Below are 18228 nucleotides of genomic sequence, written 5' to 3' on the forward strand. Positions count from 1 at the left end.
ATTAGGCATATGAATTGCCACCCTAGTGGTTCATCGCGGCCCCTCTTTTTCTGAAATCGGTTTTTTCATTTGTTGAACATCCCTGCTATGACAAGCTTTCAGGAGATTTAGGATCGACAGCAAAAGAGCGAATTCGTAAAAAGCAAGACCGCATTCTTTAATTTCCGTCAGCCCAAATCGACAATGATAAACTCCAGAACGCCAACTATGCCAAATCGTTATATCTATCGACAGCAAAAGGGTGTTTTCAGGCCCACATGACCGTGAAAACACCCTTTTATTGTTGTGGAGACAATCTCTACTCTTGTTGTTCTACACTTTTTCGCGATCCTTGCCTTTGTCGGATTGCCCTGCATTTTTATTGGCGGCATCCCGATCCAGCTGCATTTCTTCAACCGTCTTCACCTTAAGTCGCGCTGCTCCCTCATAAGGTCGGGTTGGAATCAGATCGCCTGCAGCCAGACGTTGACGCGCCTCGGCAATCGCTGCTCCGTATTGCGGCAGCCATGCTTCCTGCGCCACCAGCATTTCATCGACCATCTGCCAAATTTCTTTGGGGTTACAAACTGCACCCACCAGCGGATCCATCATAAACGCTTGCCGCAGCAGCTTATCATCTCCGTGTACAGCCGCTTCGACAGCCAGACGCTGGACGGAAATACTTACATTGCAGACGGCAGCAAGACCGAGTGGAAGGTCTCCTACATGTGGCATGGAAATACCATTCCGATCCACATATCCAGGTGCTTCAATGATCGCGTCGTCTGGCAAATTGGAAATCACACCGTTATTTACGACATTAAAATGCCCCCGATATACACGTCCGGTTTCCAGACCTTCGATAATATATGAACCATGCTCTTCACCGCGATTTTCCGCCTTGTACTCCAATGGATCTTCTTTCATCCAGTTAGGGAAATCTGTTTCAAACCAATTACGTCCTTCTGTACATACACGCAGATAGCCACCTGTTTCTCCGTTGATCCAGCTGCCTAGATCAATCCAGTCCAGAATTTCATTCGGACGCTTCCGGTACCAAGGTACATATTCACTTAGATGACCATTCGACTCTGTGCTGTAATAGCCAAAACGACGAAGCATGTCGATGCGTACCTTTTCGGTGCGGCTATATTCGGGATGTTTTTCAAAAGCCTCCAGCAGTCCGGCTGTCAGATCCTTGCCTTCATGTGACGCCTGAATGTACCACGTCTGGTGATTGATTCCGGCGCACACAATATCCACATCCTGCTTCTCCAGACCATACACCTCGGCAATTTGGTGATGCCCATGCTGGACGCCGTGACATAGACCGATTGTACGCACACCGCTGTATTTATTGCAGGCCCACGTAATCATCGCCATGGGGTTCGAGTAGTTCAGCAGCAATACATCCGGTGCACTTAGCTCGCGGATATCCTTGCAGATGGCCAGCATTTCAGCAATACCACGCTGACCGTACATGATCCCCCCTGCACACAGTGTATCGCCCACGCATTGATCCACGCCATATTTCAGCGGAATATCCACATCGGTTGCAAAGCCCTCCAGCCCGCCAACCCGGATGGTACAAATGACGTATTTGGCGTCCTTTAGAGCTATCTTTCGATCCGTAGAAGACTGTATTTGTATGGACAAACCGTTCTCCCGAATATCCCGCTGGCACAGCTCAGTAACCATATCCAGATTGTGCTGACTAATATCCGTAAAAGCCACTTCAATATCATTAAATTCCGGCACCGATAACAGATCTCGTAAAATTCCACGGGTAAAACCGATGCTTCCTGCTCCAATAAAAGCTACTTTAAATGACACGGCATTCAACCTCCGGTAATTAGAATGGGTATATACCGTCATTGTAGCAATAGGGCTGTGGAAAGCGTTATCAAAATCATGACCAGTTTCGTATTTAGGTGTCAAAAATCCTAACTTTCGATTTAGCAGAAGGTTACCCATTTCCATTTTGCTCCATCCCGTTTCTCTCTTTCTGTATAGTGTTTTTTCAGTTCAATATGTACTTTAAGTGCGGTAAATGTAGTAACATAAAAGAAAACATTGTAGAGCAAGGAGCAGCCTAAGATGAACAAAAAGATTATCTTTTTAGATATAGATGGAACGCTAGTGGATGATGATGGTATGATTCCCGAATCTGCAAAAGCAGCATGTATCGAAGCTAGAAAGAACGGACATCTGATTTATTTATGCACTGGCCGATCCAAAGCGGAGATTTATGATTTTATCATGGAGGTCGGTTTTGACGGGATCATCGGAGCTGGCGGGGGCTTTGTAGAAACCGAAGGCGAGATGTTCTATCACCACAAAGTATCGGATGAGGACGTTAAACATATGGTCGATTACTTTGATGAACATGATTTGGACTTTTATTTGGAATCGAACGGGGGACTGTTTGCGAGTAAAAACTTTTTGCCCCATGTGGAACGGCTTATCTATGGGGATGTAGACAATGATCCCGTAGCCAGAGAAAAAAAAGAACAACGCCCGCATCCTTTTATCACTGGCCTAACTATAGGAGAGGACAACCTGTACCGTAGTGACGTGAACAAAGCATGCTTTTTGGAAAACAAAAATGTTCCTTTTGAACAAATCAAAAAGGAATTTGCAGGGAAATTTGAGGTTATTCAATGTACTGTATCTGCTTTCGGGCAAGACAGTGGTGAGCTAATGGTTCCGGGTATTCATAAAGCCGTTGCCATTGAGAAGCTTATTCAGCATTTGGGCATATCCAGGGAAGATACGATTGGAATCGGGGATGGCATGAACGATGCTGAAATGATTGAATATTGTGCGCTAGGAATTGCCATGGGAAATGCCAAATCGGGCCTCAAAGCCATTGCAGATGACATTACGGATGCTGTGGATGAAGATGGACTGTTTCACAGCTTTAAAAAGCATGGTCTGATTTAGTGAAGTTATTTTTTTTATACTTAAGCCCCTGCAGTAGTTTCTGGACTTAAAAATGTCCTAATCCTACTGGTAGGGGCCTATCTCCAATGCTATCTTTCCACGGAATTCACTTAGTGCCTGCTCAGCTCCATCTCCTCACTACTTTTTACAAAGGAGCAAGACATGTCAAACCGTAAATGGACATTTATCCTTATCCCAGTCTTCCTGCTATTTGCCTGGATGCTCTTCCAGTTCACTCTGTCTTCTTTTCAAATTCACCAATTTGCAGAGTTATTGAAGACGGTTTCTCCAAAAGACGGGGTTTCCGATACAAAAGTCGTACTGATATCACAGGAGTTGGATAACTATTACTGGCGGTCAGTCGAACAAGGAGCCCGAAAGGAAGCAGAACAGTACGGTATGCGGCTTGATTATATCGGGCCGGACCGCATTAATCCGTCCGAGCAGGTCAAACTGCTGGATAAAGCGATCGCCAGTAAGGCGGATGCAATTCTGGTTCAAGGGATAAATGATCCAGAGTATCGCCGATTAATCGACAAAGCAGCCGGACTTGGCATACCCGTCATCACGATCGATACGGATGAACCAGACTCTCGTAGACTAGCTTACGTGGGAACGGATAACGAAGGAGCAGGAAAACAGATGGGCGCGCTGTTAGCGAAAGCCTCTGGAGAGCGTGGCGACATTGGAGTTATGATCAGTAGCGAGCGCGTCGAGAATCAGCGGCTCAGGCTTGCTGGATTTCGTTCCGTGATCGGTCGCTATCCTAAGCTCCGCCTTGTGGAGATTCGCTCCTCAAATATTTCACGTCTTCAGGCAGCCCAGCAAGCTCAGAACATGCTCACCCAGTATCCGCAGATCCGCTACATGGTCGGATTCAGTGCGCTGGATGGCCTTGGCATTCTGGAAGCCTCGGAGCGGCGCGGCGCGCGGAGTTTGCAGATTTTCGCTTTTGACGATATGGCCGAGACGTTGGAAGCGATCAAAGATCGCAAAATCAAACTGACCATTGTTCAACAGCCAGAAGAAATGGGGGCCAAGGCCATAAAATTGCTGAATGATTATCTAAAGGGGAATGATCCCCAGCAATTAACATACACCAGGGTATATGAGGTGCATGCGGGCACTCCCGACAACATGCCCGGAGATGACAGACGATGACAATCAGAACGAAGCTGCTTCTGTTCATCCCTCTTCTAGTTGTGTTCGCCAATATCATCGCTTATTTTGTATTCCAAAGCGGAAAGGTCGTACAACAGAGCTACGATGAAATGCTTGGCCGAATTCTTCTCATCGAGCAAACCTCCGAATCGGCGGAGAGCAACTTAAAGCTCCTATATGCCTATCTGCTTAATCCAAGAGAAGATAAGGCTATGCAGGGTCCGACAGAATACCAATTAATGCAGTTGAAAGGCAGAATTCAGGAAGTCTCCGACTCGACCGACCCTTCTTTCGCCGAGGAGGACTACGTGAATCTGTTGACCACATTTCTTGAACAGAAACAAGCCGCAGTTCTGGATGCAAAGGCACAAGATCCCCAATCGGCTTTTAAACATTATATTGAAGCGGAGAAAACCGTCAGCTATATTCATGAGGAAGGACAGCAACTGATCGATGCTGAATTGGCCTATTACCGGCCGATCATCGAGAACATCCGGAACAAAAATGAGCGAATGAACGGATGGGGAGTGGCATTGTTCGGCATGAACGCGCTGATGGGGGGGTTGCTTGCAATCTGGATCTCGCGCAGCATTACTGGCCCTGTCGGCAGACTTGTCGGACTGGCGAAGCGAATCGCCACAGGTGATCTGAATATCAAGCCCCCACCGCGACGGGATGACGAGCTAGGCGTACTGTCGGACGCCATTTCGCAAATGTCCGCCGATTTGAGTATCCTCATTGAGAAGGATAAACAGAGTCTGGAAATGCGGCGGCTTGTGAAGGAACTGGAGCTTCTGGCTCTGCAAAATCAAATTAATCCGCACTTTTTATTCAATACCTTAAATGTGCTCTCCAAGCTGGCGATCCTGGAAGGGGCGGAGAAAACCAGCGACCTGATCGTTTCGCTGTCCAATCTACTACGGTACAGCCTGCAGAAGCTGGACAAACCCGTAACACTTCAGGAGGAACTGGATCATATTCGCGAATACGTAACCATCCAGCAGGCACGCTTTCGGGACAGAATTCTCTTTAATCTTCACTTTGACGCTTCCGTTCTTAACCAGCAAATTCCGGCCTTGACGATCCAGCCATTTATTGAAAACGCTTTTCTTCATGGTGTGGCAGATATGGAAGACGGAGCCATTATCACGTTGACATTGTCGCGAGCGAACGAGGATGTACAAATTGAAATCTCGGACAACGGAAAGGGTATGACGGAGGAAACCCGACTGTCCGTGCTCCGTCTTGAAGGCGAAGTCGAAAGTGGTAGTTCAACAGGACTTGGAATGCAAAATGTGTTTAGGCGGCTGCAGTTGTTCTACGGAAAAGAAGGAATGGTTGAAATCAGTAGCAGTACCGGACGGGGTACTACTATAACAATACGAATTCCAGTCAAGAAGGAGAGTGAGCAGACTGATGTATCGGTTGTTAATCGCGGATGACGAGGCTTTAGAGAGAGAAGGACTGGAATTGACAGTGGAACGGGCGATGCCGGGGATATTCCGGTTTATTCATGCCGGCAACGGTCGCATGGCGATTGAATGTGCGGAAGAGCACCGTCCCCATATTGCCATTCTGGATATCAATATGCCCGGAATCGATGGGCTTGCAGCGCTTCGTGAATTAAAGGAGCGGCTTCCCGATACCCGATTTGTGCTCGTCACTGCCTACGATTATTTTGCCTATGCCCAGAAGGCGCTCTCTTTGGGCGTAAAAGAATATATTCTGAAGCCGGCGAAGCGAGAACTTATCATCGGCACACTGAAACGACTGATTGAAGAAATTGAGTGCGAGAAGCGGGCACGTACGGAAGAATTGGAGCTTAGGCACAAAATCTCACAGCTAATGCCGCTTGCAGAAAATGAACTGGCTTTAATGCTTATGGTCGACCAGACAGTGGATTCGAGCGCTTCCCAGCTATCAGAATGGCTGGACTTTCCTCTTGATCAGGGAAGCGCCATCATTGCCGCCTTTGAAGGATATACGGACGAGCAGGATAAAAAGAAAATTTACGATCATTTCCGAAGCTATATAAAAACTCATGGCCCGAATGCCATTGTAAGCTCTTTGATCGACCATCATGTAGCCACTTTTTTATGCAAGCCGCCTGCCACCGGCGAAAACGACTGGCGGCAACTGGTTAAACACCTTGTTCAGCAGCTCTCCGATCTTGCCCAGCAGCAACTTGGCATTAAGACAGCTATTGGAATCGGCTCGCTGCATAGCGGCGAGGAAGGACTTCGCAAGTCCTATTTCGAAGCCGTTTTTGCCTCCACCCTACGCAAGCGCGATGGAGGTTACTGCCATTTTGACGAACTGAAGTCGTCAGAGGCTGGAAACGCTTCTGTGCTTGCCGTCAAAGCGGAGAATGGAATGCTTCAGCAGACGTACGTCATGTCAGCACTGCAACGGATACGCGAACAGCGGGAGGTTCAAACACTGACTATGCTGGGCAGAGCAAAAATGTATATCGAGGAGCGATTCAACGATGAGCTTTCGCTGGAAGAAGTGGCTGATTTCGTCCATTTGAATCCCCACTACTTCAGTAAAATTTTCAAACAGGAATACGGAGAGACGTTCATCGACTTCGTAACCCGGCTACGGATTGATAAAGCTATTTCTCTGATCAAGGAGGGTAACCTTGCTCTGAAGGAAATCAGCTTTGAAGTGGGTTATAAGGACCCTAACTATTTTAGCCGTGTCTTTAAGAAGATAACAGGCGTTCCTCCCACTGAGTTCAAAGGCCAAAAATAGTAGAGATTCATCCATGCCGACTATCGGCATGGATTTTTTTAAGCTCAAATGACAAGGTAATGCTAGGTTCAGCCCCTCTGTCTCCAATTCGGGAACCGAAGCCAAAATCGTGCGTGAAAAGGTCCGTTTATTGAAGACGATAACCGGCCTTTCTTTTATAAGCGCATGTTATACTTCTCCTCGAAGAACGGAATGAGGTTCTAGGAATCTGGAGGGGAGATGATCATATGGGAGTAATCATCCATAATGAAAGCGCTCAACAGAAAGCGCTTCAATCAGAAAAACCCAATATGCTTTTTGTGACGCTGGTATCCATCGTAGCTGCGCTTGGAGGCATACTGTTCGGTTTTGATATCGCGGTAGTTTCGGGGGCAGTTGAATTCCTACAGCAGCGTTTTTCGCTGAGCGAATTTCAGGTTGGTTGGGCGGTGTCGAGTCTGATTGTGGGGAGTATCACGGGAGCGGCTCTCTCCGGCTACATGAGTGAAAGGATCGGCAGAAAAAAGGTATTACTGGCCGCCGGATTTTTATTCGTCGTCGGCTCGATCTGCTCTGCGCTTCAAGACACGTTCACCGGGTATGTTATCTTTCGCATGATCGGCGGCATTGGCATAGGCATCACTTCCACCGTTTGTCCGGTGTACAACGCGGAGATCGCTCCTGCCAAATATCGAGGCCGTTTGGTTGCTTTAAATCAGCTGGCAATTGTAACAGGCATTTTCCTGGTTTATTTTCAGAATTCATGGATCGTCAGCATGGGGGATGAAGCCTGGGGTGTCTCAACAGCCTGGCGCTGGATGTTCGGAGTGGGAGCCGTTCCAGGACTAATCTTTATGCTCTTGATGCTCTTCATACCCGAAAGCCCGAGATGGCTTATTAAACAGAATCGGCCTTATGAAGCGTTGCCGATATTGCTGAAAATTCACGGTGAAGAAGCTGCTAAGCAGGAAGTGCTTGATATCAAGGAATCATTCAAAAATGAGAACAACTCATTGAAACAATTGTTCGCTCCCGGTATTCGGGTCGCTCTCTTTATCGGTGTCATGCTCGCCATTATGCAGCATATTACCGGCATCAATGCCATTTTGTACTACGCGCCGGTTATCTTTAAAGGAATGGGACTCGGTACGGACGCTTCTTTGACCCAGACCATCTGGATCGGGTTGATCAATGTGTTGTTTACCATCGTATCTGTATGGCTGATCGACAAAGCGGGACGAAAAATCCTGCTGATAATCGGCACCTCGTTAATGACCTGCTGTTTGGTCATTATTGGAGCCGCATTCAAAATGGGTTTGACCACCGGACCGCTCGTACTCATCATGATATTGATCTACGTGGCCTCCTATGCTATATCGCTTGGGCCGATCGTATGGGTTATGATCTCGGAGATCTTTCCGAACCGCATTCGCGGCAAAGCTGTAGCCATCGCTTCGATGGCACTATGGGCCGGCGATTATCTGGTATCGCAGGCATTCCCTCCTCTGCTGAGCTCAGCTGGCCCATCCAATACCTTCTGGTTATTCGGAGCCATCTCGTTGTTCGTCGTAGTCTTTTTATGGCGCAAGGTTCCCGAAACCAAGGGGAGATCACTTGAACAGATGGAAAATATGTGGCTTGGGAAATGACCCAACTTTAGCTCTCAAAAAGCCCGGACACATGTTATAATGCTTCAAAACACACGCCCTCTGAGTCATACCGACCTAAATCGGCAATGGTTCAGAGGCTTCTTATTATCAGCTCCCATCCTCCTCCGCATAGTTCCTCACATTGCGCTCCATAGCTGAGCGGTATTCTACAGGCGTCTTGCCCGTGTGCTTTTTGAACAACATATGAAAATACTGCCTGCTGGCCACGCCTACATAATCGGCAATTTCTTGAATGGGGATGTCCGTTTGCTGAAGAAGCATACGGGCCTTGTCCATTCGCAACATCGTTAAATACGCGGTGAGTGTTAGCCCTGTATGTTTTTTGAAAATACGGTGCAAATAACCTGGGTGCAGATTCACGGCTGCCGCCATGTCCTTAACCACAATATCTCGGTCATAGTTCAGATGGAGAAATTCAATGCATCGTTTGATGTACATATCCGTTTGCTGCGTGTTGCTGCGCTCTGCCTCTTCCCGTAGACGTGCAATTCGTACTAGCAATTGCATAAAAAGCATCTCTGCCATTGCACCCGGCTGTTCTTTTCGTTGGTCCAGCTCCAGCACGAGACTTTTCAGCGTAAAATATACCTCTTCCGGGTCCGACAGTACCAGATACGGGAACGGACGCGACATGAAGGCTGTAACCTCCTGCTCCTCCGCTGCTATTTGCCGGATTGACGGTCCTACACTCATCCCCTCCGTAAAACCAAACTCTACGTTCAGCATCCGGCACGATTGTTCTCCCTCCACCACCAGTCGGTGCGGTACGCCTGCGTCCAGCATAATAAACTCGCCTTTACGCAGCGTGATGCTTTCTTCCACATTCTCTCCCGTTTGTACATCTACCCTGCAAAAGCCGGAAATCATGTACATAATTTCGGTAGAATGATGATCGTGGTAAGACATGGTATAGCCATGCCATTGCTTGTAATAGTAAGCAAAAAAACGGGGAATATAATCCCCGTTACGCAGCCGTGGCTCAAACAGACTTCCGTTCATCCCCGCACCTCCGTGAAATAGCTAAGGCTAATACGGCAACGTATCTGTAACCGCTCTATTTTCACAGTTTAACAGACTGAGCCATGTTATTCTATTTCACACCATCGGACGATCTAAAATCCTTTGGAATACGGCAGGCGACTTCTACCTAAAAGGCAGGGGATTCATCACTTTCTGGACTTAAATACTGAATCAACATCCCCACAAATCGGTTAGCAATTTCTATATCCTCAAGTTCGTTATTCCGTTCGTCCTTGGACGTCAGACTCATTTTCTGGAGTATACCCATCATAGACGTGAAGATAAAATGAGCGGTCTTCAAGAGTTCCGTGTCGGACTTTAATGATCCATCTTGGAATCCAGCTTCCAGAGCATCCATCAGGAAATGTCGTTCCTTTTCCCGGCTAACAAAATTGTTATACTGTTCTTTGAGTTCTTGATTTGAATCATAAGCTTCGTAATGCAGATCGAATAAAAGAATAAACTTGATGTATTCCGGATGTTTCCAAGCGTAATCAATCCATGCATCAAGCATCGAAGTAAGCATCTCCTTACCGCTCATTTCGGCTGAAGGTGCTCTTCTAACAAATTCGGTCATGCTCTCAAGGATTTCCATCTGGACCTCAAAGATCAGTTCGTTCATGGACTGAAAGTGCTTATAGAATGTGACTCGACTAACACCAGCCACGTTGCATACATCCTTAATATTAACTTTGAGAAAGCTTTGCTTCATAAAAAGTTCCTTTGCAGCCCCAATGAGTTCTTCTCGATTTTTGTTTTTCAAATTCTGATGCCAGTTCTCAGTCATTAACAACCATCCGTTTCTCATTTTTCGATTTTTGTAAGGTTAAGAAAAGGGCAGATGCAAGGATAAGTGCACCAAAAATATAAGGAATATGAATGTGTTTGTCAAATAACAAACCCGCTAAAATGGGCCCCAATATATTGCCTAGGCTGGTATACGTCGTATTCAATCCAGCGGCATATCCTTGGCGATCACCAGCTGAGTTCGCGATCATTGTACTTACCGTTGGCCTTAGGAAGGCATTAAAAGCAAAAAACAGAGCCGATACCGCCAGTAAATAACCTAAATTAATCTTAATGATCATTAACAGTAAAGCGATGGCTGTCATGATCAAAGAGAGACGTATTAGCTTCATCTCACCAAGTCTCTTGATGAGATAATCAAGCAGCCATATCTGCACAACGATACCTATAATTGCACCAACTGTAATGATCATTGAGATTTTAGTGGCATCAAAACCGTATTTTCGTTCCACAAAAAGAGCATACACTGTTTCGTAATTCATCAAACCTAATGTCATGATCAGAATGAGGAGAAGATAACGAAAATAGGACGTCCGAAATGAATTTAGGATTTGGTTGCGAATGGGTTCCCGGCGGACCCAATGGCTAGCGGGTTTTCGTTTTTCCTTGGGTAGTGTCTCTGGCATATACAAGCTAAGTAGCGTAGCTACAAGTCCAAGTCCACCAGCAAAAAAATAGGGCACCCTTATGCCAAACTCAGCGATCATTCCACCTAACCCCGGACCAAGTACCATCCCCAAATTCATGGAAGCACCCAAGTATCCCATTCCTTTAGCTCGGGTTTCAGAAGTGGTAATATCAGCGACGTAGGCCATATTGGAAGGAACCATTAATCCAATACCTATCCCCCCGATAAATCGGGCAATATATAGCAGAGGCAATGTCGTAGATACAGCAAACATGAGATCCGAAATGACCGTTAAAAACAGACCGGTGATGATCATGGATTTTCGCCCCCATCTATCCGAAAGCTGCCCACCTAGGGGCGAAAAAATAAACTGTGCTGCTCCAAAAGCAGCAATAAGATACCCCGCAGCAGCTCCTGCCGCATTAAATTGTTTCAGATATTCAGGCAGAATGGGAATCACCATGCCTTGACCCAATAAAGCAATAAACAGATTCAGCATCAGAATGAAAAGTGGAAATGTAGCAGACTTAGGTAAGCTGCTCATGTTTGTAACCCCCTCCAACCATTTACACCATGTAACCCTTTACTATGTGTAAACTATATTAGTTGAAATAGGGGCCATTGTAAATAAAAATACAAATCTATTAAGCCAAGCTAATACCGAGAAGAGATCTTGTTATTCTTGATTTACACATGAGGCTCCCTTTTTGCAAACTCTTGTAACATACCTCTTATTTGTTCTACCAATATAGCAGGTGCTTTCTTGGGTGAACCCGTGTCAAACGGAGGCTGAGGATCGTATTCCAAAATCAGCTGGACTCCTTTACTCATGTCTTCTCCCAATTCCCATGCTATTAGCTGGAGTGCCATATCAATACCAGAGGAGACACCGGCTGCTGTAATGATTTTGCCCTGACGAACCACTCTCTCATCTGTTGGAATGGCTCCAAGAGATTGAAGCAGGTCTAAGGAGCCCCAATGACTGGTGGCTACGGTTCCATTTAACAAGCCTGCGGCGCTCAAAATCAGAGAGCCATTACAAACCGACGTGGTCCATTTCGTAGTTTCATGTATTTGGCGAATCCAGTTTAACGTTTCTTCGTCATTCATTGGAGTTTTATAATTTGGCGGACTGCAACCTGGAACAACAAGAATATCGGCTGAGTTAACTTCAGAAAAACTGTAATCGGCATGCAAATAACCCATATTTGAGTCCAGCTTGACTAACCCTTTTTTCTTGGCGACAAACTTCACTTCACATTTCAGTGTAGCAGCAAATACATCGTATGGCCCCATTGCATCTAATGCCGTAATTCCATCGAAAAGCATGATGGCGATTTTCATGATGATCTCTCCTTTGAAGTGGGATTTTATTCTTGCACACCCATACTAACATACATATACGGGGTATGGGTATATTTATTGTTGTGAAAGCAGTATCTTCATTTCAAACGCCTCTTTAAGAGTACGTACCTGTAAAAAGGCATACTTAAAAAGGTCCACTCCCAGGGTAGTCCTTTCTAAATATGCCTGTAAATCTGTTAATCTGTTAATCTGTTAAACGCGAGCCGGCTTAAGATCTCTGCTTTCTCAACTGACCATAATATAAATTACTGTAAAAGCCTTTGTGAGCCAGCAGTTCATCATGAGAACCCTGCTCCTCCAGGCGACCATCCTTCAAGACCAGAATCCGGTCAGCCTGACGAATGGTATTCAGTCGATGCGCGATGACGAAACTTGTTCGACCCTGCATAAGCCGCTCCAGTCCTTCTTGTATCTTCATCTCGGTAATGGTGTCGATGCTGCTGGTCGCCTCGTCGAGTACAAGGATGGAAGGGTCGGCCAAAATAGCACGGGCAATAGCCAGCAGCTGTTTTTGCCCTTGACTGATGCCGCTGCCGTTCGCTTCCAGCACCTTGTCGTATCCGTCCTTCATCCGCATGATAAAGGAATGGGCGTTGGCCAGTTTCGATGCTTGTTCAACCTCCTCATCGGTGGCGTCCAGTCTGCCGAAGCGGATATTTTCACGAATCGTCCCCTGAAACAGGAAGGAGTCCTGTAGCACAAATGCCATGCGGGAGCGCAAGCTTTCACGCTGTATGGTGGTGATATCGCGCCCGTCCAGCGTAATCGTTCCCTTGTCAGGGCTATAAAATCTGGAAAGAAGCTGAATTAGTGTCGTTTTTCCTGCCCCGGTCGGACCAACCAGCGCGATCATTTCACCAGGTTTGGCTTCAAAAGAGATACCTTCCAGCGTAGCGCTTCCCTCATCATAACCGAAGGAAACATCCGAAAACCGTACCTTCCCCTCCACATGCTCTACCTCCACTGCGCCGCGTTCATCCTTGGACTCTTCATCTTCATCCAATATTTCAAATACACGCTCAGCTCCGGCAATAGCAGACAGCAGGGTGTTCCACTGGTTAGCCAAATCGTTCAACGGTCTGGTGAACTGGCGGGCATATTCTACGAATACAATAATTGTACCTATAGTGATGGAACCGCGAATGGCCAAAATCCCACCGATCCCTGCTACAATAGCAAAGCTGAGATTATTCAGTCCGTTCATCAGCTTCGGTATAAAGCCTGAAATCGTTTGGGCCCAGAAGCCCGACAGCCGAATACGGTCATTGCGCTCGCCAAAACCATGGATGACTCTTTTCTCCTGCGAAAATGCTTTAATAATCTGCTGCCCAGACAGCGTTTCTTCGATGTATCCGTTCAGTTCGCCCAAATTCTTCTGGCGTTCCTTATATAAGGGCCCGGTGCGACGTGTAATCCAGCGCATCCCGGCAGCCATTAGCGGCACCACGATAAAGGTCAGCAGGGTCATCAGCGGGCTTAACCACAGCATCACCGTGAGTGTACCGATTAGCGTCAATATGCTCGAAAAAATCTGAATGGCGGAGCTGTTAAGCGTAGAACTGACATTTTCAATATCATTGGTCAGACGGCTCATGATCTCTCCCTGCTGACGTTTGCCGTAGAAAGGAATCGGTAGTCGATGCAAATGTGAAAACAGATCCAAACGCATTCGGTACACCGTCTCTTGGGCAATCTCAATCATCCAGATATTTTGCAGCCAGGAGGTTAGTGAGTTGAGCAGATATACAGTTCCTAATCCGATGAGAAAATAAATCCACGTGCGTCCACCCGGACCTTCGAGAAAATCATCCACCGCTACGCCGACCAGATATGGACCCAGCAGAGCGAGCCCGGAGCTGAGCAGTACCATGAACAATACCAGCATCAGCTTGGCCTTACGGCGAGCCAGATAAGCCCATATCCGTCCTAAGGTGCCGGACCAGTTTTTCGCTTTGGCCTTGCGGCGTTCTTCAGCTCCCGCCGGATTTCGCAGCACACCGGACGGCGGTGTAGGCTGACGGAACGGTTCAATGAGTTCCTTGAACATGCGACTCCTCCTTTCCATATTGTGATTCATAGATACGTCGATACAGATCCGAGCTATCCATGAGATGCTTATGGCTTCCGCTTGCCATCAGACGACCCTCATCCAGCAGTAAAATCTGATCTGCCGATGCGGTCGAGCTGATTTTCTGCGTAATGAGAAATGTCGTACAGGACAGGCCATCGAGTGCATTCAGTAATGCTGCTTCTGTCCCTACATCCAATGCACTTGTGCTGTCGTCCAAAATCAGCACTGCCGGCTGGCGTACCAGTGCGCGGGCAATCGAAAGTCGCTGTTTCTGTCCGCCAGACAGATTGACGCCACGCTGCCCAAGCATCGTGTCATAGCCTTGCGGCAAGCGTTCAATCATATTATGAATTTGCGCCATGCGTGCGGCTTCCTTAATTTGCTCCAGGCTGGCATTCTCCAGCCCCCAAGCAATATTATCCCGAATCGAGCCGGTGAATAGTAGTACCTCCTGAGGCACATAGCCAATCGCCTCTCGTAATATGGACGCATCCAGTTCACGAGCGTCCTTTCCGTCAAAGCGCACATGACCTTCATCCTCTTCATAGAGACGCGTAATCAATTGCACAAGTGAGGATTTTCCCGAGCCAGTGGCCCCCATAATAGCTATCCGCTCGCCCGATTGCGCCTTAAATGATATATCCTTTAGGACAGCCAGATCACTGCCCGGATAATGAAAGCTCACCCGGTCCATTTCCACCTGTCCCTCAATCCGTGTATGAGGCGTTGAAACAGGCTCCAGCCCTTGCCTATCTTCATTAGATGTTTCCAATACCTCTCGAATCCGACCCGTAGATGCAGTTGCCCGGGAAAACACAACAACGATACCTGATAAGGCAGACAAGGCTCCAATCGTCCGCAGTGAATAATTGACGACTGCGACCACCTGTCCTACACTGGCATCCCCAGTGGAAATTTGGCCGCGTCCGAACCAAAGTACTGCAATAATTCCTGCATTCATCGTAAACAAAATGAACGGCATCGTCGTTTCTGTCCAGCGTAGAGCGGACACCGTCCCTTTCATCAATTCGCCTCCGTAATGGGCAAAACGTTCGATTTCATGCCGCATCCGCACAAAAACCCGGATGAGACGTATTCCTGTCAGGTTCTCCTGAATCACTCCATTAACGTCATCTAGGCGACGCTGGACACCCTTAAACAAAGTGACCGTTCGCCGCATCATCACCAACACAAACACGAACAGCACCGGGGCCATAACCGCCAATAATAGTCCAAGCCTGAAATGTACAACCAGTGCCATCACAATACTGCCGAAGACTACAAGCGGAACCCGTGTCATAAACCGCAGGCTCATAAACACCGTATCCTGTACTTGCGTGACATCTCCCGTCAGGCGCGTAATCAGCGACGAAGTGGCAAAACGTTTAAACACAGGATACGAAAAGGATTGCACTTTACGATACAGCTTTTCCCGCAAATCATAGCCGAAGCCCTGACTTGCATGTGAAGCAAAAAAAGAGCTGGATATACCCGCCATAAAAGCGATAACCGCACTCCCCACCAGTACACTGCCCCATAACCAGACGACGGACAAATCCTGCTGTCGGATGCCCTCATCAATGATTTTAGAGATCAAATATGGCTGCGATAGCTCTACCGTCAATTCCAGCAACATCATCACGAGCGCTGCGATGGCTGGAACCCGATATTTTTTTAGAAAAGAAAACATCATTCCCACAAGCATTCCTCCAATTGCCCATAGCCGTCCTTCCAGATCAGCGTGTAATGGTTTTAAGATTCGAACCTGTCTGCTGTAAAACCATATATACGCACTTTATACAGCACTATATTTTATTATACCCTTCTGAACGGCTTCGTTTAACCAGCAAATTGGAGGCTCCGGTTGTGAAATTAAAAGATATGCAAGAAAGCGTTCCAGTCACGGTCACACTTACCGGACGGGAACGCTTTTTCGGTTATTTCGGCAGCTCTGCCGGATAATACTGCAGCCAGCGCCTTAAATCCGCGCTATGGACGACACGCTTGGGATCTTCACCGACTAGGCGAAGCCGCTCCAGCAGGAAGTTGATTTCACCGGAGCCTGCCTCGATTCCTTCCTGCTCCAGCATATATTGTACTGCACTTCTGCCCGAATGCTTACCGAGTACGAACGAATGGTCCGTTCCCAGCTCAGTCGGATCAAGGGCCTGATAGGCGGCGCGCTCTTTTAGCAGACCGTTGATATGTATGCCGGATTCATGGGCGAATACCATGTCTCCCACAATTGGCTTGCCTTCGGGAATGATCCGGTTGGAGGCTTGGGACACCAGTGCAGCCAGCGGGTTCAGCAGTTCGGGACGGACGCTGCAGGTTCCTTGATATAGATCCCTCCACGACATCACCACCTCTTCCAGCGCCGTATTACCTGCCCTTTCTCCAAGTCCCGACACCGTGGTACTGGCCCAAACAGCTCCCGCCCGCAAAGCTGCCAAAGTATTGGCAAGCGCCAGGCCATAATCATTATGACAGTGAATCTCAAGCTCCACATCCTGCGGCACGCGCGATACCAACCTGTCTATACGGGCAGCTATGGCAGCGGGATGATGAATGGACAACGTGTCGGCATATCTGAAGCGCCGGATGCCATCCCTGTAGAGCTGATTCGCCAACTGCTCAAGGAACAGGTCATCTGCCCTTGAAGCATCCTCAAAGCCTACGGAAACAATCAATCCTTTACACTGACCGTAATCGACAGACTTGCGGATCAGTTCTGTCACCTGCTCAGGATTCATACCCAGCTTGGCCTTCATCTGTACCATCGACACGGGAACCGAAATATGGGCCCAGCCGACACCTGTCGATTCAGCTGCATCAATATCCGTGAACACCGCACGATTCCAGGTCATTAGCTTCATCTGAAGTCCGAGAGCAGCAATCCTGGCAATAGACCTGCACTCCGCCTTTCCCATTGCCGGAATTCCGATCTCAGCCTGCTCCACCCCCGCCGAGTCCAGCATGATGGCAATTTCAGTTTTCTCCTCGGCCGAAAAGGCAACGCCCGGAGCCTGTTCTCCGTCACGAAGTGTCGTATCACAAATATGCAACTGACTCATCTGTATCTCCTCCCGTTCCGCAGCAAGGACAACGCGGGTTGCGTTTGACTGCTATAGTGCAGCTGCTCATATCCAGCACATTCATACGGTACATACGGTCAGTGAACAAATTGCCCGCATTTGTAATCCATTTGACTGCTTCCAGTGCAGCCATACAGCCAATCAAACCGGAGGTGGCTCCCAGAACCGGGAATCCCAGAGGCTCCCAAGGCTGTCCGCCTTCTGGGTAGAGACATTCCAGGCATGCCGTCCTACCGGGATCAATGGTCATCAACGATACTTCATAGGCGTACATGGCCGCTTCTATCATCGGTCTGTCATGTCGAACACATAGTCTGTTCAGCGCATATCTTTCTGGAAAGTCATACCGTGCATCAATCACGATATCCGCCGCTTCTACCCATGGTCCAGAGGATTCTTCCGTGATTCTGTCGGCGTGGCCTTCAAGCTGGGTCTCCGGATTGATACGGTGCAAATGCTGCAATGCCGTCTCCATCCGTTCCTCCCCGATTCGTCCGCTGTCCATCAGCACCTGCCGGTTCATATCGGGCAGATGGATTATGCCCTCATGGGCCAATATCAGCTTTCCCACTCCAGCAGCGGCTAGGTACATGGCCGCTGTCCCTCCCAATCCTCCAATGCCTGCGACCATAACAGTAGCTTGCTTTAGCCTGTTCTGACCTTCCACTCCCAGCAGCTTCAACTGGCGTCCGTATCTACTGTCTTCCAGCAGCTGTACCATTCGTCCACCCCCTCCATGTGCGGCTACCACCTTTT

Annotated in this window: 14 protein-coding genes; 5 read left to right on the top strand and 9 right to left on the bottom strand. The window is 47.9% G+C overall.

All coding sequences use genetic code 11. From position 1 onward, the window contains the following. Positions 1-312: 312 nt before the first annotated feature. Complete coding sequence (locus AC5ELV_RS16890) at positions 313-1812, bottom strand: alpha-glucosidase/alpha-galactosidase (RefSeq protein WP_104496726.1); 1500 nt, start codon at positions 1810-1812, stop codon at positions 313-315. Between the two features lie 264 nt (positions 1813-2076). Here AC5ELV_RS16890 and AC5ELV_RS16895 point away from each other — a divergent pair, with 264 nt between their 5' ends. From AC5ELV_RS16895 to AC5ELV_RS16915, 5 genes are all read left to right on the top strand, one after another. Then, the gene (locus AC5ELV_RS16895; RefSeq protein WP_493431090.1) at positions 2077-2922 is read left to right on the top strand and encodes a Cof-type HAD-IIB family hydrolase; all 846 of its coding nucleotides are present in this window, start codon (positions 2077-2079) and stop codon (positions 2920-2922) included. 162 nt (positions 2923-3084) lie between these two features. Continuing rightward, a complete protein-coding gene (locus tag AC5ELV_RS16900) occupies positions 3085-4083 on the top strand; it encodes a sugar-binding protein (protein WP_493431091.1) in 999 nt (332 codons plus the stop codon). Further along, positions 4080-5525 carry a sensor histidine kinase gene (locus tag AC5ELV_RS16905; RefSeq protein WP_493431092.1) on the top strand — a complete coding sequence of 482 codons (1446 nt, stop codon included), beginning with the start codon at positions 4080-4082 and terminating at the stop codon, positions 5523-5525. The genes AC5ELV_RS16900 and AC5ELV_RS16905 overlap by 4 nt, the downstream gene beginning before the upstream one ends. Beyond that, the gene (locus AC5ELV_RS16910; protein ID WP_493431093.1) at positions 5500-6837 is read left to right on the top strand and encodes a response regulator transcription factor; all 1338 of its coding nucleotides are present in this window, start codon (positions 5500-5502) and stop codon (positions 6835-6837) included. Before AC5ELV_RS16905 ends, AC5ELV_RS16910 begins: the two co-directional genes overlap by 26 nt. A gap of 227 nt (positions 6838-7064) precedes the next feature. Continuing rightward, positions 7065-8465, top strand: coding sequence for a sugar porter family MFS transporter (locus AC5ELV_RS16915; protein WP_493431094.1), 1401 nt, complete (start codon positions 7065-7067; stop codon positions 8463-8465). A gap of 108 nt (positions 8466-8573) precedes the next feature. On the opposite strand, the gene AC5ELV_RS16920 is transcribed toward AC5ELV_RS16915, so the two are convergent. The 8 genes from AC5ELV_RS16920 to AC5ELV_RS16955 all read right to left on the bottom strand — a co-directional run bounded on the left by AC5ELV_RS16920 (position 8574) and on the right by AC5ELV_RS16955 (position 18193). Further along, on the bottom strand, positions 8574-9485 hold the full coding sequence (locus AC5ELV_RS16920) for an AraC family transcriptional regulator (RefSeq protein WP_493431095.1): 912 nt from the start codon (positions 9483-9485) through the stop codon (positions 8574-8576). Between the two features lie 148 nt (positions 9486-9633). Next, positions 9634-10293, bottom strand: coding sequence for a TetR/AcrR family transcriptional regulator (locus AC5ELV_RS16925; protein WP_493431096.1), 660 nt, complete (start codon positions 10291-10293; stop codon positions 9634-9636). Next, positions 10286-11485: an MFS transporter gene (locus tag AC5ELV_RS16930; RefSeq protein ID WP_029516071.1), complete on the bottom strand. Its 1200-nt coding sequence runs from the start codon at positions 11483-11485 to the stop codon at positions 10286-10288. Before AC5ELV_RS16930 ends, AC5ELV_RS16925 begins: the two co-directional genes overlap by 8 nt. A 143-nt stretch (positions 11486-11628) precedes the next feature. Next, the gene (locus AC5ELV_RS16935; protein ID WP_493431097.1) at positions 11629-12285 is read right to left on the bottom strand and encodes a DJ-1/PfpI family protein; all 657 of its coding nucleotides are present in this window, start codon (positions 12283-12285) and stop codon (positions 11629-11631) included. A gap of 229 nt (positions 12286-12514) precedes the next feature. After that, a complete protein-coding gene (locus AC5ELV_RS16940) occupies positions 12515-14353 on the bottom strand; it encodes an ABC transporter ATP-binding protein (protein WP_493431098.1) in 1839 nt (612 codons plus the stop codon). Further along, positions 14334-16070: an ABC transporter ATP-binding protein gene (locus AC5ELV_RS16945; RefSeq protein WP_493431141.1), complete on the bottom strand. Its 1737-nt coding sequence runs from the start codon at positions 16068-16070 to the stop codon at positions 14334-14336. The genes AC5ELV_RS16940 and AC5ELV_RS16945 overlap by 20 nt, the downstream gene beginning before the upstream one ends. 244 nt (positions 16071-16314) lie before the next feature. Beyond that, positions 16315-17451 carry a hydroxymethylglutaryl-CoA lyase-like TIM-barrel protein gene (locus AC5ELV_RS16950; protein ID WP_493431099.1) on the bottom strand — a complete coding sequence of 379 codons (1137 nt, stop codon included), beginning with the start codon at positions 17449-17451 and terminating at the stop codon, positions 16315-16317. After that, positions 17429-18193, bottom strand: coding sequence for a HesA/MoeB/ThiF family protein (locus AC5ELV_RS16955; RefSeq protein WP_493431100.1), 765 nt, complete (start codon positions 18191-18193; stop codon positions 17429-17431). The genes AC5ELV_RS16950 and AC5ELV_RS16955 overlap by 23 nt, the downstream gene beginning before the upstream one ends. Positions 18194-18228 lie beyond the last annotated feature (35 nt).

Source organism: Paenibacillus sp. NMA1017, assembly GCF_058895805.1.

What these genes read in the sequence shown, in the direction of transcription:
- AC5ELV_RS16895 (WP_493431090.1), top strand. Translation starts at nt 2,077, where the DNA reads ATGAACAAAAAGATTATCTTTTTAGATATAGATGGAACGCTAGTGGAT.
- AC5ELV_RS16900 (WP_493431091.1), top strand. Translation starts at nt 3,085, where the DNA reads ATGTCAAACCGTAAATGGACATTTATCCTTATCCCAGTCTTCCTGCTA.
- AC5ELV_RS16905 (WP_493431092.1), top strand. Translation starts at nt 4,080, where the DNA reads ATGACAATCAGAACGAAGCTGCTTCTGTTCATCCCTCTTCTAGTTGTG.
- AC5ELV_RS16910 (WP_493431093.1), top strand. Translation starts at nt 5,500, where the DNA reads ATGTATCGGTTGTTAATCGCGGATGACGAGGCTTTAGAGAGAGAAGGA.
- AC5ELV_RS16915 (WP_493431094.1), top strand. Translation starts at nt 7,065, where the DNA reads ATGGGAGTAATCATCCATAATGAAAGCGCTCAACAGAAAGCGCTTCAA.
- AC5ELV_RS16920 (WP_493431095.1), bottom strand. Translation starts at nt 9,485, where the DNA reads ATGAACGGAAGTCTGTTTGAGCCACGGCTGCGTAACGGGGATTATATT.
- AC5ELV_RS16925 (WP_493431096.1), bottom strand. Translation starts at nt 10,293, where the DNA reads ATGACTGAGAACTGGCATCAGAATTTGAAAAACAAAAATCGAGAAGAA.
- AC5ELV_RS16930 (WP_029516071.1), bottom strand. Translation starts at nt 11,485, where the DNA reads ATGAGCAGCTTACCTAAGTCTGCTACATTTCCACTTTTCATTCTGATG.
- AC5ELV_RS16935 (WP_493431097.1), bottom strand. Translation starts at nt 12,285, where the DNA reads ATGAAAATCGCCATCATGCTTTTCGATGGAATTACGGCATTAGATGCA.
- AC5ELV_RS16940 (WP_493431098.1), bottom strand. Translation starts at nt 14,353, where the DNA reads ATGTTCAAGGAACTCATTGAACCGTTCCGTCAGCCTACACCGCCGTCC.
- AC5ELV_RS16945 (WP_493431141.1), bottom strand. Translation starts at nt 16,070, where the DNA reads ATGATGTTTTCTTTTCTAAAAAAATATCGGGTTCCAGCCATCGCAGCG.
- AC5ELV_RS16950 (WP_493431099.1), bottom strand. Translation starts at nt 17,451, where the DNA reads ATGAGTCAGTTGCATATTTGTGATACGACACTTCGTGACGGAGAACAG.
- AC5ELV_RS16955 (WP_493431100.1), bottom strand. Translation starts at nt 18,193, where the DNA reads ATGGTACAGCTGCTGGAAGACAGTAGATACGGACGCCAGTTGAAGCTG.